At 61.9% G+C, this 14814-nt stretch carries 13 protein-coding genes; 6 read left to right on the forward strand and 7 right to left on the reverse strand.

Annotation, left to right across the window (positions count from 1 at the left end):
* Nucleotide 1 precedes the first annotated feature (1 nt).
* The 3 genes from BLP73_RS16495 to BLP73_RS19150 form a co-directional block, all read right to left on the reverse strand.
* Nucleotides 2-3145, reverse strand: a complete 3144-nt coding sequence (locus BLP73_RS16495; RefSeq protein WP_090747292.1) for an efflux RND transporter permease subunit — start codon at nucleotides 3143-3145, stop codon at nucleotides 2-4.
* 12 nt (nucleotides 3146-3157) lie between these two features.
* On the reverse strand, nucleotides 3158-4846 hold the full coding sequence (locus BLP73_RS16500) for an efflux RND transporter periplasmic adaptor subunit (protein WP_139166002.1): 1689 nt from the start codon (nucleotides 4844-4846) through the stop codon (nucleotides 3158-3160).
* A gap of 63 nt (nucleotides 4847-4909) precedes the next feature.
* Nucleotides 4910-5299, reverse strand: coding sequence for a hypothetical protein (locus tag BLP73_RS19150; RefSeq protein WP_139166003.1), 390 nt, complete (start codon nucleotides 5297-5299; stop codon nucleotides 4910-4912).
* Nucleotides 5300-6252: 953 nt separating this feature from the next.
* On the opposite strand from BLP73_RS19150, the gene BLP73_RS16505 reads away from it, so the two are divergent.
* The 4 genes from BLP73_RS16505 to BLP73_RS16515 are packed head-to-tail and all read left to right on the forward strand — an operon-like array spanning nucleotide 6253 to nucleotide 8516.
* Nucleotides 6253-6510, forward strand: a complete 258-nt coding sequence (locus BLP73_RS16505; protein ID WP_046001981.1) for a hypothetical protein — start codon at nucleotides 6253-6255, stop codon at nucleotides 6508-6510.
* Between the two features lie 11 nt (nucleotides 6511-6521).
* Nucleotides 6522-6995: a hypothetical protein gene (locus tag BLP73_RS16510; RefSeq protein WP_139166004.1), complete on the forward strand. Its 474-nt coding sequence runs from the start codon at nucleotides 6522-6524 to the stop codon at nucleotides 6993-6995.
* Nucleotides 6992-7156: a hypothetical protein gene (locus BLP73_RS19480; RefSeq protein ID WP_175453400.1), complete on the forward strand. Its 165-nt coding sequence runs from the start codon at nucleotides 6992-6994 to the stop codon at nucleotides 7154-7156. The genes BLP73_RS16510 and BLP73_RS19480 overlap by 4 nt, the downstream gene beginning before the upstream one ends.
* 10 nt (nucleotides 7157-7166) lie before the next feature.
* On the forward strand, nucleotides 7167-8516 hold the full coding sequence (locus BLP73_RS16515) for a class I SAM-dependent methyltransferase (RefSeq protein WP_090747301.1): 1350 nt from the start codon (nucleotides 7167-7169) through the stop codon (nucleotides 8514-8516).
* Nucleotides 8517-8630: 114 nt separating this feature from the next.
* Here the strand turns inward: BLP73_RS16515 and BLP73_RS16520 are convergent, their stop codons facing one another.
* The 4 genes from BLP73_RS16520 to BLP73_RS16525 form a co-directional block, all read right to left on the reverse strand.
* A complete protein-coding gene (locus BLP73_RS16520) occupies nucleotides 8631-9128 on the reverse strand; it encodes a thermonuclease family protein (RefSeq protein WP_175453401.1) in 498 nt (165 codons plus the stop codon).
* Between the two features lie 71 nt (nucleotides 9129-9199).
* The gene (locus BLP73_RS19155; protein ID WP_139166005.1) at nucleotides 9200-9610 is read right to left on the reverse strand and encodes a hypothetical protein; all 411 of its coding nucleotides are present in this window, start codon (nucleotides 9608-9610) and stop codon (nucleotides 9200-9202) included.
* Nucleotides 9611-9669: 59 nt separating this feature from the next.
* Complete coding sequence (locus BLP73_RS19160) at nucleotides 9670-10443, reverse strand: hypothetical protein (protein WP_139166006.1); 774 nt, start codon at nucleotides 10441-10443, stop codon at nucleotides 9670-9672.
* Nucleotides 10443-11156, reverse strand: a complete 714-nt coding sequence (locus BLP73_RS16525) for a ParA family protein (RefSeq protein ID WP_090747307.1) — start codon at nucleotides 11154-11156, stop codon at nucleotides 10443-10445. The genes BLP73_RS19160 and BLP73_RS16525 overlap by 1 nt, the downstream gene beginning before the upstream one ends.
* Before the next feature lie 725 nt (nucleotides 11157-11881).
* Between BLP73_RS16525 and BLP73_RS19945 the strand changes: the two genes are divergently transcribed.
* A complete protein-coding gene (locus BLP73_RS19945) occupies nucleotides 11882-12601 on the forward strand; it encodes a helix-turn-helix domain-containing protein (RefSeq protein WP_090747310.1) in 720 nt (239 codons plus the stop codon).
* Nucleotides 12602-12735: 134 nt separating this feature from the next.
* Nucleotides 12736-14808, forward strand: a complete 2073-nt coding sequence (locus BLP73_RS16535) for a relaxase/mobilization nuclease domain-containing protein (protein WP_175453402.1) — start codon at nucleotides 12736-12738, stop codon at nucleotides 14806-14808.
* Nucleotides 14809-14814: the final 6 nt, after the last annotated feature.

A 14814-nucleotide genomic window follows, 5' to 3' on the forward strand; every position in this document is an offset into this window, starting at 1 on the left:
TTCAGAATGTGGTGGCAACAGGGGCTGTGGTTTGCTTGGCATCGCCCTGAGCGTGACGGGCGGCATCAACGAGCCTTTCCAGCGGCTTTCGGCCGTATCGCAGAAAGAGGATCGGCGTCAGGAACGTGTCCAGCAGCGTGGAGGAGACGAGCCCGCCGAAGATGGTCACCGCCACAGGATGCAGGATCTCCTTTCCCGGCGCTTCCGCGTCGATCATCAGCGGCACCAGCGCCACCCCGGCAGACAGGGCGGTCATGAGCACGGGGGTCAGACGCTCGAGTGAACCACGGATGATCAAGTCGGGCCCGAAGGGCAGCCCCTCATGGATTGCGAGGTTGATGTAGTGGCTGATCTTCAGGATGCCGTTCCGAGCTGCGATCCCGGTCAAGGTGATGAAGCCGATCATAGACGCCACGGAGAGGGGCTGTCCCGCGATCCACAGCGCCGCGACCGATCCGATCAGCGCCAGCGGCACTGAGCCCATGACGATCAGCGCGCAAGCCACCGAACGATAGCGGCTGTAGAGGATCGCGAAGACCAAGGTCAGCGACACGAGCGACAGAAGGGCGAGCGTGCGGCTGGCCTCTTCCTGGGCACGGAATGTCCCCTCCAGAGCCAGCGAGTAGCCCGGGGGCATGACCGTCTCCGCCATCACCTGTTCGATTTGCGCCACGACCGCCGCCATGTCGGTGCGGCCATCGGTATTGCCCAGCACGACCACGCGCCGTGCCCCGTTCTCGCGCAGGATCTGGTTCGGACCGTCGGCCTCACGAACGTCTGCAAGCTCACGCACCGGCACCCATCCTGCAGGCGTCTCGATCAGCAGATCTCCCAGAGCCTGGGTCGTCCGGCCTTCGTCGGGCAGGCGCAGCATCACGTCGATGCTCCGGTTGCCGTCCACCAGGCGCGAGACCAGCTGACCGTTGGACAGCCGCTCCAACGCCTCGGTCACTTTTGCTGGCGGCACACCGTGCAGCGCAGCCCGGTCATAATCCAGCTGGATCTCTAGCTGCGGGATGCGGACCTGTTTCTCGACCTGAAGATCGACAAGGCCCGGGATCGTCTCCATGCGGCTCCGCATGTCCTCGGCAAGTCGCCGCATCGTGTCCAGATCAGGTCCGAACACCTTGAGCGCCAGCTGCGCCCGCACCCCCGACAGCATGTGGTCCAGCCGGTGCGAGATCGGCTGGCCGATGTTGACGACGACCGGCAGGATCGACAGACGCCCGCGAATATCCGCGAGGATCTCGTTCTTGGACCGCCCCGACCCGTCGAGATCGACCTCGATCTCGGAGGAATGAACCCCCTCGGCATGTTCATCCAGCTCTGCCCGACCCGTTCGGCGTCCGACCGCGCGGACCTCCGGCACGTCAAGGATAAGGTTTTCGGCAATTAGCCCCACCCGTTGCGACTCCGCGAGCGAGATGCCGGGGTTGAACAGCATCGAGATGGTGAAGGTGCCCTCGTTGAAAGGCGGCAGGAAGGCGCGGGGCAAGGTGCTGGCCGAGAGCGCCGCAACGGTCACACCTATGGCCGCAGCTGTCATGATCGTCTTCTGCCGGCGGAACGCCACCTTCAGGGCGGCCCTATTGCCGCGCTTCAGCGTCCTGACAAGCCAGCCCTCGTGCTCGTTCAGCGTCTTCAGGCCAGGCAGCAGGTAGTAGGCCATAACCGGCGTCAGGGTGATCGAGACGATCAGGCTGACAAGGATCGAGATGATGTAGGCTTGACCAAGCGGCGCGAAGAGGCGCCCCTCGATGCCGGTCAAGGCGAAGAGCGGCACGAAAACCAGCACAATGATCATGGTGGCATAGACGATGCCCGAGCGCACCTCCTGCGAGGCCGAAACCACCACCTCGAAAACCGGGCGCGGGTTGCCTGCTTCGCGGTTCTCGCGCAAGCGGCGGAAGATGTTCTCGACATCGACGACGGCATCATCGACCAGCTCGCCGATTGCGATGGCCAGTCCCCCCAGGGTCATGGTGTTGATCGACAGGCCCAGGACGTCGAAGACGATGGCAGTCACCAGGATCGAGACGGGAATCGCGGTCAGCGAGATGAAGGTCGTCCGCGTGTTGAGAAGAAAGGCGAACAGCACGATCGCAACGACGATAATGGCTTCTATTAGGACGGTCTGGACGTTCTTGACCGAAGTCTCGATGAAGTCGGCCTGACGGAAGAGGATGTTGTCGGCCTGAATGCCGTCCGGCAGTGCTCCAGACAGTTGTGCCAGCGCGGCCTCGACCTCACGCGTCAGCTGAACCGTGTCGATGTCCGGCTGCTTCTCGACGGAGATCACCACCGAAGGTGCGCCCATGTAGCCCGCATCGCCGCGCTTGGTGCGCGCGCCATAGGTCACGTCCGCCACGTGCTGCAGCAGGACGGGTTGACCCCCGTCGCTGGTGACCACGACCCTCTTCAGGTCGTCAATGCTCAGCGTGCTGCCGATGTTGCGGACTAAGTATTCGCGGGCGTATTGGTCGGTATAGCCGCCTCCGGTGTTGCCGCCGAAGTCCGCCAGCGCGCCTTCCACCTGCTCCAGGCTTACGCCGAGTGCCTGCATTGCCGCCATGTTCGGCGCGATGTGGATCTGGCGCACTTCCCCGCCGATCGGGATGACCTGGGCGATGCCCGGTATCGCCAGAAGGCGCGGACGGACCACGAAGTCAGCGGCGTCGCGGAGCTGCATTGGCGTGACCCCGTCCGGCGCGGTGACGGCAACCAGCATGATCTGACCCATGATCGAGCTGACCGGGCCCATCTGCGGCGCAACCCCTTCGGGCAGTTGCGGTGCGACCAGAGCCAGACGCTCGGCGATCTGCTGGCGGTTGCGGTAGATGTCGGTGTTCCAGCCGAACTCGACATAGACGATCGACAACCCGATCCCGGAGACGGAGCGGACACGCTCGACCCCCGGCAGGCCGTTCATCTGCGTCTCGATCGGATAGCTGACCAGTTGCTCGACCTCGGGCGGTGCCAGGCCATCGGCCTCGGTCATGATGGTGACGGTCGGCCGGTTGAGGTCCGGGAAGACATCGACGGGCAGGCGCAGGGCGGTGAAGGCGCCCCACACCATCAGCAAAGCCGCGATGGCCAGCACCAGCAGGCGGTTACGCAGCGACTGCGTGACGAGAAAGGTGAACATGATGGCGGCCCCTCAGCGGAACTGGTTGAGGAGCTCTGCCCCCTGCGTCACGAGGCGCTCCCCGCTCTCGACCCCGGCGGCAATCAGCACCGACGCCGCATCGAGCGGGGCGACCCGGACCAGCCGCGGCTCGAAGACCTCGGGCGCCACATGCACGTAGACCATGTCCTGGCCGTTGGTGCCCCGCACCACCGCCTCTCGCGGCACCGCGACGCCCTCGGCCTCGCTGGAGGTTTCCGCGAAAACCGTGACGACGCTTCCGGGACCGGGCACGTCTTCGGCACGCTCAACGGTGAAATGGATCGGCTGCGCGCGGCCATTCTCGGGCAGGCCCGCACCCAGCAGTGTCAGGCTAACTTTGCTGCCGTCTCGCCCGAGGATCGATGCTGACTCTGCGATCGGCTGATCGCCGAAATGCATCGCCTCCACCCGAAGACGGGTCGGGTCGATGATGTGAAAGATCTCGCTGCTCGAGTCGACGATTAGCCCCGGCAGGGCATTCGCCTTCGAGATGATCCCGGCGATTGGCGCCCGCAGTTCTTCCGCGTTCTGGTTGGGGTCTTCGAGGCCCGCGAGCTGGTCCCGCAGGCCCGTCAGCGTCAGCTCGGCTTCTTCCAGCTGCGTGCGCGAAACCGTGCCATTCAGGGCGAGGGTGCGCAGACGTTCGGTCTGGCGCTGCTGCAGGGCCAGCTGACGCTCAAGTTCCAAGCGGGACTGGCGCTGCGACGTCTGATCAGCAGCGCCGACGACGGGCAGCACATATCCCAGCACCTGCCCGGCCTCCACTTCGGACCCGATGGAGAGGAAGCCGCCTTCGGGGGCCGAAAGACGCCCGCCTGTCGCCGACTGCACAAGACCCGAGGCACTGGGGTCGGGGATGATGCGGCCCGGCATCGAGATTGCACTGCGGTGCTGCCCCTGCGCAGCCTGGATCGTGCGAATGGCAAGGATGCGCTGTGCGGGCTTGGGCGCGAAGACCGATCCGTCAGGCAGTCGCTGTGCAACATCGCGGATCACTGTGTCCGGCGGGGCGGCTTCGGCCACGGCCAAGGAGGCACTGAGCCCGAGGATCAGAACCGCGCCCCCGATTGTGATGACCGCAATCCGTCGCCGAAGCAGCGCCATCAGCAGCGCGCCAGCCAGAAAGGCAGCCAGAAGCGCCGCGACCGCAGCAGGAGCGGCTGGAGCCGTTTCAGCGCGCCGGGCAAGATCGCGCAGACCCTGCTGCGCGGCAGCGACCATTCCTGGCAGACTGGCGAATGCTCCGCTCGCCGCAAGGGCTGCGGCCGGAGCGGCGGGCGCCGGGATCGTCAGGCTTGTCGTGAGAAAATCGATGCTGCTGTCATCGGCAACGGTAAAGAGCAGCTCATGGGTGCCCGGTGCGGCGATCCAGTCAGCCTCCAGCCGATAGATCTCGCCCGAGGGCTGCGCCTGCATGGACCCCGCCGGCGTCTCCACGTCGATGGTCGCGCCGATGATCGGCGTATTTGTCTCGAACTGGTCGAGGTAAATCGTCAGCATGTTCCCGTTTGCAACCGCGACGAGTTCAAATGGCGGCGCACTGGCCGACGCACGCGGCGCCGTCTGCACAGTCAGGACGGGAAGTGCATCGCCATGGTCATGGCCTTCGTGGCCGCGAGCCGGGGTGATGAGCAGCAAGCCGCACAGTGCGGCCGGAACGACAGGACGGATCAACGTCATGGGAAGCCCGAAAGTGGCAGTGCCGGAAAAACCGCAGGATGCGGCTGGCTACAACGTTTCGGGTCAAGCCTTCGGAGGGCGCCTTGTGCCGGCTCCGGTATCGAAGATCTCCCACCACTCTAGGCCGGGGCGATGAGCTGCAGCATAGAGTCGCCGTGAAACGTCACGACTGGCAGCGGTGCTGACGACGGTCAGGCAGGACCCGACGAGGCAGCACCCTAAGGTGCAGTCTGCTTCTTCCTCAGCCGCTGCGGCTTGGTCGAAAACGTCCTTCTGCGGCTCGCCCGTCAGCTGTTGTGCCAGGTCCGGTTGCAGTGCGTGCAAACCATGGGCGTGGGACGTCGAGGGAAAGGCGGCAGACCCAAGCAGGACCAGCAGGAAGACCACAGCGATACGCACAATCCAGGTTGGCAGGTGGCTGCCGGGCAGGATGGTGGAAGGATGATCCAGCATCTGAGCGTGCGTTTCTCGAAAGAGCCTGTCGTTGCCGCAATCGCTAGCACCCGGATCACGTGCTGGCAAATGCAAAGAACGTTATCGATCAGAACAGATCATTCCTTTCCTCATTGCGGGCATCTGCTTGGTGCAGCTGCGCCTCAGCAAGTGGTCGAACGTGACCAAGCGTTTTTGAGCAGCCCATCACCTACACCTGTAGCTCTGCGGGATTTCACGATTGTCGGCTATGGAAAAGCTGCACCGCAGCAAGGACACAGGCCTGGCCAACGACTTTCAGGCGAAAGGGGGTTTCTGCAGCTGCACTCGCTGCCGCGGGCGCGAATGGCGGCTGTGGGCTCTTCGCGTTGATGCGACCAAGCCGTCGAGAGGCTGCTCTTCAGAGATATGGTGATCGCGGGCACCGCGATCGCTGATCCAACGGACAGCCGCGCCTCCGCTTCGCTCTGGCACAGCTGACGATCTTTCATTTCTTTTTCCGCCTGCCATCCGGCCGGCGATCCGAACACGGGCTCTGGTGCCGCTGCGCGTCAGCCTCCACAGAGAAATCCGGTTCCTCCCACGCCAAGGCGCGGGTCCCTCCCAATTTCACTGCTCCGGCCCCGTGTGTCTGATCGCCGTCCGGCCGCAGGTCGGGCTGCGCCCACCCTGCTTTGCCCTTCGGATGACATGAAGTCATCCAAAGTGAAAAGCAGCGATGGCTTCGCCACTGGCGGAAGCAGGAAGGAGCGCCACGACATGTCAGGCTTAATCAGCATACGCGCTGGAGATTGGGCTGCGGCCCATCAGAGGCAGACCTTTGTGACAGGAAAGGCAAGCCCGCCCTGTCATTGGGGATAGGACCCACTGCTTTCACTGAATTTTTCTGCCCATTGGAGGCAGGACTATCTGACCACTGCCACCGATTATCGGCACCAAGACCGGAACGGGCATCACCACAAGGAAGGCCGAACATGGCTATTTTCGAGATTGTCACGATGACCGACGACCACGGCATGAGCCGCGTTCATACTGATGATTTGACGGCGTGGGCCGAGGATATGGGCACCGAGATTACCGGGACGGAAACCCGCACCCGCCTTCGCCCGGAGTTGCAGGGCCAGCCCATCCTTTCCGGCTTTGTCGGCCCTTGCTGGGGCGGCCGCTCTGACGCGGGCGAACCCATCATTCGCTATGAAGATAGCGGCACCTATGCCGCGCTCAGCCAGTGAGGGGGGCGGAAATGACTCACTTTTCCGTTGTGCAGATCGACATGCACCCGGCCCCCTACGTTGCCGCGACCGGCAGCGCCCGCAGCGCCCAAATCCTCGCCCGCCTTGTGGGCGAGCGTTGCCCCGGCAACGTGTTCGGCATCCGCGACAAAGCGGAGTTTTTCGGACCCAAGAGCAACGGCTTCATCCGAGATTGCGCCCGGTCCTTCGAGGTTCAGAAGATCGCGGCCGACGAGCTGATGGCCGAGGCTGACGACAACCCCGACCAGCTAACCAAGTGGCACGTCTATTTCTACGACAGCGGCGCCGGAGACTATCGCTTCAAGGTAAACGCCTATCTCGACCACGACTTGCGCGTCCGGGCCAAGTGCGAAGCCGACCCGGAGTTGATCGGGCGGGGCGTCGTCTATGGCGACGGGCCGACGATGGAAACGCTCTATCTGATGCTCGATGCCTTAACCGCCAGCCGCGAGACTGCGGCATGAGCTGGCACAACTTCGAGACAAGGGCGCATCCGTGCGCCCTTCCCCTTCCCCATGAGTCCGAGGACCTGGCGTGGCGCTACGCGCGCCGCCACGGGCACGAGGTTTGGGAAATTGTGGACAACGGCCGGACCGCCCGCGAGCGGTTTCTGGGCCAAGGCTGACGGTGACAACATGACATTTCACAACGCAGAGTTTCCGAAGATCGGAGAGACGCAGGAACACGCCGCGCCCGTCTTGCGCCGCAGCCTGGCCGAGATCGTGGCCGAGTATGATGAGAAGGAAGCCGCCATCCCCGAAGCGATGGCCGCGTTTAGCCAAGCCGAGACGGCAATCAGTGTCGCGGCCTGCATCGGCGGAGCCTATGGAGGCCAAGTCTTTTCGCGTAGCCCGAGCCTCTATGAACGCGACGTGAGGCTTGCCCTTCTGCGCTCAGCTTGGAAGCACGTCTATGAGGGCTTGAACATCGAGCGGATCGCCAGCGCCAAGGACCGCAAGCAGCTCGACTTGAAGCTGACGAACCCCCTGCCCTTTACAATGGCGAACCTCAGAGAAGTCTTTGGCGATTACCTGTTGGACCCCCGCTTTCACGTCCTGAAAGGGCTGGCCGAGTGCTTCTGCGACCTGGACCCGGCCTATAAGAGCCATTCCAAAGTCAAGATCGGTGTCGAGGGTCTGCCCAAGCGCATCATCATCGGCAGCGCGACCGGATGGAACAGTTGGGGCCAAGAGCGGCTGAAAGACACGCTGAACGCCCTGCGCGTCTATCGCGGCCAGCCGCGCTATGACTATCGCGAGTTTGCCGACATGATGAAGGAAGCCGAGCGGCACGGCGAGGCCGATTGCTGCGCTGGCTCCGTTCGCGCCTTCAAGAACGGCAACGCCCACCTGATTTTCAACGAGCAAGGGCGGCGCGACATTAACCGGGCGCTGGCCGAGTTCTACGGCGAGGTTCTTCCCGACGCGCCCACCGAGGCCGAGGCCAAGCGGCCAAGCATCGAGGTTGCCCGTGACCTGCAATTCTACCCGACGCCCCGGCACGTCGCGCAAGAGATCATCGGCGCGCTGCACCTGTCGGGCGGCGAACACGTTCTTGAGCCGTCATGCGGCGATGGCCGGATCATGGACGAGCTGGCGGCATGGAATGACAGCCGCGAAGATCGTCGCGGCCGAGATCCTGTGACCGTGACCGGCATCGAGTATGACGCTGGTCGCGCCGAGCGGGCCCGCGCAAAGGGGCATCACGTCATGACCGCGAATTTCCTACAGGTCGCACCTTACGCGCGCTTTGATCGTGTCGTGATGAACCCCCCCTTCTACGGCAAACACTACAAGCTCCACCTCGATCACGCGGAGAAGTTCTTGAAGCCGGGCGGCGTCCTGGTCTGCATCCTGCCCGCGACCGCCTACTATGACCACGGCTCCATCCTTGGCCGGTGGAATGATCTTCCTGTAGGCAGCTTCGCCAGTTCCGGCACGAACGTCCCGACCGGATATTGTGTCTATCACAAGCCGCGCCCCTGAGCGCCGGGCGGGCCTTCCGGCCCGCCTTTTCCCCCTCTAGCTTGAAGAAAAGGCACCCTTCCTGACAAGAGCGACAGTTAAGCAGAAGGCCCCAGGCTGCACGGGGCCTTCTGCTTATCTATGCTTCGCTCGCCATTCCTGCGGTTCCATGAAGGCCCCTGCGAAAATCCCGCTTGCATCTGCCCGAGCTGCGGCTTCGGCCGCTTCGTAAGCCCGACTGTAGCGAGTGTAGGCGACGGCCCAACCCGCTCTTACGAGCCAGTAATTCAGGCTCAGGCCCCCTGCTTCACAGTCGGCCACAGCCCGGCCGTAAGCATCGGTATCTTTCACGACGCATTGGACGTTTCGCCCTTCTAGCCTTCGTGCCAGCTCATCAGCCGCACGGTGGCCACAGTTCCAGTCATAGCCCGCCGCGTCCTGGCATAACTGGTCCTTTTCCACTGCGTCGATGCCGAAAAGGCGAACGCGCGCCCCTTCTATATCGAGCGTATCACCGTCGATGACACGCGCCTGCCCGGAAATGATCTGGTGATCGCCTTTAGAAAGCGGCGTGAAAACTTCCTGTGCTTCATCGTCCCATTCGTCTGCCAGCCCGCCGAGGATCGCCACCATTAGCACAGCGCCCACAGCCATGCCCGGTCCGAAACAGGCTTTGCGCACCGTCCCTGTTCGTCCTGGCACTGCTACCTGACACAATTCGCAGGCAGTGAACCCTCTATGGTAAGGATGACTTCCTTGCCGCTTGCGGTGAACGTGATCGTTCCAGGGGTTTCAATAGCGGCAATAAGCTCATTCCATTCTTCAGCCGCCTCGCCCAGGATCGAGCCTCCGGATAGAGGATAGGTTAGCGTTTCGGTTTCCGTTCGAACTTCTACGGTATCGCCTTCCATGAATTCCCCGCTGTCGGTGGCAACAACATGAAACTCTGGTGGCGTCCAAAGCCCTTCGGGATCGCACACCACCTCAAGACGTGCGGTGCCGTCTTGGACGGTATGTGAAAATATCCCTTTAACTTCCTCAGACTGCCATTGCGCCGCACTTATTGGCAGCGCCGACGCGGCTAGCGCGAGTATAGAAGTTGCAAAATCCTTCATCCTAATCTCCTTCACCGGCAAAAGAGTCGAGGCGCGCGAGCGCGCTGCACTGAATAGCGTTACGCTTTTTCGCCTTCGAGCTGCTTCAGCAGATCATCGGCCGCACGATCAAAGGCATTGAGTGCTACCTTGCGCAGCACTGAGCCAGGTCGAGCGGCTAGGTTGAGCGGATCTTGTGCCTTGATCCACGCCTTTGCCCTGTCCTCTGGGATGCCGATTGCATGACGGAACACAGGTCCGGCACGCCGCCTATCCTCCGCAACCGTGAAATCCTCGGGAGTTAGCTTCAGCCCCTTTGCTACCTTCATAAGTATGGCCTGCGGCTTCACCCCAAGCGTCTTTGCCGCTGCTTCAGCACGCGGAAGCATTGCTTCTGAGAACTGAAATGTCAGCTTCGTCACCACGGTCTGAGCCTCTGATGCAGCTTCTTCTGCGGCTGCCTTGCTTTTCTTTGCGGGCTTCTCGGCCGGCTCCGGTTCCTCGACCGGCGCTGGCGTGTCCTCTGGTTCCGGTTCTGGCTCCTGCACTGGCTCCGGCTTTTGGTCAGGCTCTGTCACCAACTCCTGCACTGGCACCGTCGCCTGAGCAGGTAAGGTCACACCCGTGGCATCATGTTTGGAGGGTCCGGACGGGTTTGCCGTCCCGGCATCCACTTGCTCAGTGACGGGCTGTGCGGGTCCTTCTTCAGCTTTGGGCGACGCCGCCGGTGCCTTGTCTGACTTCCCATAGCCCACCATCGGGTCGGGCAATTTGACCGTCTGCGCGCGTTTTAAGCGTTCGGCCTTCTTGAGCCGCTCGGCGTTCCTGTCTTTGAAGTTGCCAAGTTCAGCCATCACTTCATCCCTTCGATAGCGGCGAGGATGGTGTTCGCCTCGTTTATGTCTGTGTCCAGATGTTTGCGCGCCAGCCCCTGCCCTGCCCCGGTCAATTCCTGCTTCTCCATAGCTAAAATGCGACCACGGCCGAGTGTTTCAAAGTTGCTTCTGTGCGGCATGAAGAAAGGCAGGATCATCGGATGGTTGGTAATCTCCTCCAATGCTTCTGCTTGTTCGACCGTGAGGCGCTGAGACGGCTTGTAGTTGTTGAGCAGAAGGCCGCAGGGGGCGACTTCTTCCCCGTCAGCTTCGAACGTGTCCCGCAGTGCTTCATAAGTCGCAACTGTCGCAAGCTGGCTGCGATATTCGTGGATGACGGGCTTAACAGGAATGATGATCCGGTCAGACATAGACATTACGTCGCGAGGAAAATCGCTGTGCCGTCCTTCCGTATCAACAAGAACAAAGGCTACGTTGGTTTCCTCTGCCTGAACAAGAAGATCATAAAGCTCTTCGCCATTCGATGCCTTGGCGCTGAACAGACGTTCCGATAGTGCCGGATAGGCCTCTAGTGCCGCTGTGACGAAGCCTTCGGTCGATCCTTGCTTGTCCGTCTCGACAAGCAGAACCTTTGGTTCATCCGCGCGAGCCAAGATCGCTTGTGCAAGAATCCAGCAGATCGTGCTTTTCCCGCCGCCGCCTTTTTGACCCACCAGAGAAATCGTCAGCATGGTTTCGCCTGTATGTGCATATGTGTCTGCCTCGCATGTGCGTTGCTGTGGATCCGTCAGTCAAGGACATGATGACATATGCCCCTCTTGCCCTAGTGACGCGTTGCCGTAAAGGCGCGATGACGCTTTGCCATGATGACCTTGTGACGCTATGCTTATGCCCCGCTTTGCCCTCTGGACATAATGCCCCGTTTACGTTTTGCCATCAAGACTAATGGACGTATTGCCACCTTGCCGGGCTGACTTTTAGCCTTTCGGACGTGCTGACCTAATGACCTGTAGCCTTTGGGACGCAATGACCTACTTACAGTAAGCCGTCACTCCATATTGACATAGTGACGTAGTGACCTTTCGCCTTGATGCCCTTTTGACGTGATAGCTTGCGGACGCTGTGCCCTCGGGGCCTGTGGGCGAGTTGACATTTAGCCATGTGGACGCATTTCCTTATGGACATATGGTCCTGCTGCCGCGACGGATGGGGGGCTAAAGCTGCCCGAGGCTCAAATCCGCAGGGAGCCGCCCAGGGGCCCGTAGCGTGGCTTTAGCCCTTGGCCGGGTGGGGGAGTAGCGCCGCTCCCCCCAAACCCACCCATACGGCGCTCTGCGGGGCCCTGGCGTCGTGTGCGCTATGACTTTCACTGGCTGCGCTCTGGGGTTGCCGTCGGTAGGATCGATTAGAGGGGCCAAATCGACCAGCGGCTCACGCCCACGGGCGTTCGGGGCTGATGGAGCTTCGCACCCTCAGCCTTCGCTATGCTCACCGCAGCGGACTCCCAAGTAAGAGCTTTTTCGCACGCCAGCTTGCTTGTCAGCGGCGCTCAAAAACTCTACCTTGGGTGGACTGTAGCAGGAAATGTAATTTGGCAGCGTTACACTCCCGAAAGCCTACTGGGCGGCGGCTTTCGACAAGTGAAAGCAGCGCGATTTTCGCCGCCTACCAGCGTGGCGAGAGCGTTACATCGCTTGCCAAGCGATACGGGGTTTCGCGGCCGACCGTGTATCGAGCCCTCGAGAAGAATGGCCGGCCGGGCCAACCTTCAGAGGACTCGGCCCGCGTCACGATCCGTCTCACGCCAGAAGAGCGGACCGCTTTGGACGTGCTGTCCGGGCGGATGGGCCTGTCGCGCGCGGCTCTTGGTCGCCGCGTCCTGCGCCTTGCTGCAGGATTTTTGGAGCCTGACCCGGAGCTGGTCGAGGCCATGACGGACCTTTCGCGGCAGATCAAAGCCGTGGGCGGGAACCTCAACCAGATCGCAGCACACCTAAATCGCGAGGCCCGGCTGCAAGGTCGCGCCTCTCCTAACAGGGATCAGCAAGCGCAAATCGAAGCATCGGAGCGCGCTTTGAAAGCCTTGGCAAAGGAAGTTGACCGGCTCTTTGTTCATGCCGCGAAGCGCCGTAAGGCGCGCGTTGAGACGATTTTGCGCCGTGGTGGTGACGCATGAGCCAGGCTGCGTTCGTCATTGGTCGCTTTGACTGGGCCAAGAACCGGGGAGGCGGGGGAGGGCGCGACACATTTAGCGTCCGGTCAAGTCGCGCGGGCCGGGCAATGGGGAATGTCCGTGGGCTTCCCCAAGTCATGTTCAAAGTGGTCCCGAATGGCGGGTGCAAGGGGGCAATGGGCCTGTCCGCGCAGCTTAACTATGTGCTTGGTAAGGCCGAGCACATCATCGACCCCAATAAGGAATATGACCGGCTGGATCACCTGCCGGAGCATTTCACTGATGCGATTGCCGACGAGTGGGCCGAAGGGTGGGATCGAAGAGTTAAAGCCGGCCATTCGATGCACATGGTCGCAAGCTTCCCGCGCGGCACCGATCCCGAGAAGGTGGCCGAGATCATGCGCGCCACCTGCTACGACACATTCGATCAGGGCCGCAGTCGGTTCAACTACATCGCCGCGCTTCACACAGACAACGGCCTCCCGCACGTCCATATCGTCGTGGACCGCAAAAACGCTGAAGGTGAATGGTTCTATTTCGCGCGGGACGGGGAATTTACCTATGACCGGGTGAAGGACACCATTGTTGCCCACGCTGCCGCTCACGGTATCGAAATGGTCAACAGCAGCAAGCTGTCGCGGGGCCTCACCGGCGAGAATGAGCAGGGCAAGAACCGCGCGCCTGCCGTCCGCGGCCTAGCCGGAACTCTTCTGGACCACGGAGAGGCCCCTTATCAGAACGATCCCAAAGAGCGGCCCAGCTACTTCGTGACTGTGGATTCTCCCCAAGGCGTCAAAACGCTTTGGGGCAAGGAACTTGGTTCGGTCGTGGCTGCAAGCGAAGCCGAAAAGGGTGATGCCATCCGCATCACCCACGAAGGCAAGCATCCCGTCCAGGTCAAAACGCGCGACGGGCGCACCATCGAGACACACCGAAATAAATGGGCTGTCGAACTGCCCGAACGCGGCATTGCAACTGGCAGCCACGAAGAACCCGCGCCCAACCTCCACGAGCAGCGCAGCATGGAGTGGAAGCGCGAACAAGTCTTGGCCCATGCAGCCGAGTATCGCTCGCTTTCCGCCACCTTTGCGGACGGCTTTACGGCACTGTCGCGCGGTTTTGCCGCCGCCGCCGATCTGCTGGAACGCGGGCTGTCATTGACCCCGGAAATTATTGAGAGAGCAAGGAGGAATACCATGCCGGAAGCACGCCATTTGAATGAGGGTGACATTTCAGAGCGCAACATGACGATTGAGGATGGCGCCAGGACCAACTTCGGAATGCCGCATCAGGACGAACTGACGGCAGACACAGCCAAAGCCCTTACGGTTATCGAAGAAGCTCGCGACAAGCTGGCTGAGGTGCGTGACACCATCCCACAGCTTGCCCCGGCCGACCGGCCAGAGGTCGAGGCGCAGTATTTCGCAGCCGTTCGCGATGTGGAGCGTCTTTCGACTGGCCTTGACCGTGCCGAATATTCCGATCCGGCGCAGGGGACGATTTACGCGGACGGCCACCGCGAAGCGATTGCCGCGATGGATCGTAGCCAGCTTTCCGAGGTGCTTGAAGGAACGGGCATCGATGCGGCTGAGGTCGCGGCCCGCGCCAACATCGAGGCACGCTCTGCCGCCCTTGAGGCGCATTGGGTTGCCGTCGACGCGCAGAACCTAGCTGCAGCACGCGGATATGACATGGCAACGGAAGAGGGCTCGCGGCAGGCTTACGAGGATCTTGCTGCAACCTACCGGGCCATTTCGGAGCGCAGCGTTTTGACCGAGCGCGCCGTGCCCGATCTACCTGACGACCGCGATTTGGTTTCGAGCGTCGAGGATCGCCAAGCGTTGATTGCGGAAGCGCGCGAACTTGCGGGTCGGGATCATTTGTCTCCCGAGCAGCAAGAGCGTCTGACTGAGATTGTGGAGCAAGTTGCGGGCAAGGATGCCGTGCATGAGCTTCGCGCGGGCAACAGCGACACTTTGTCAGAGATCGTGCCGGACAAGGCCGAACGTCTGGTCATGGCCGAGAAGTATCTTGAGGCCGAGCAGAGCAGAGGCGTGGACCGTTCGGATGCTATCACTGCCGTCAGGGCGGATCGCGATCTCATGGAGATCAACCGTAAGGCCGAGCATCAAGAAACCATCGAGCGGGAGACCGCACGCGAAGCGGAAGTGCGGCGCGAGCGTGGCCGCGATGACGGACACGAACTTTAAGGGGCA

Origin of the sequence: Paracoccus tibetensis (assembly GCF_900102505.1) — a bacterium.
GTDB lineage: Bacteria > Pseudomonadota > Alphaproteobacteria > Rhodobacterales > Rhodobacteraceae > Paracoccus > Paracoccus tibetensis.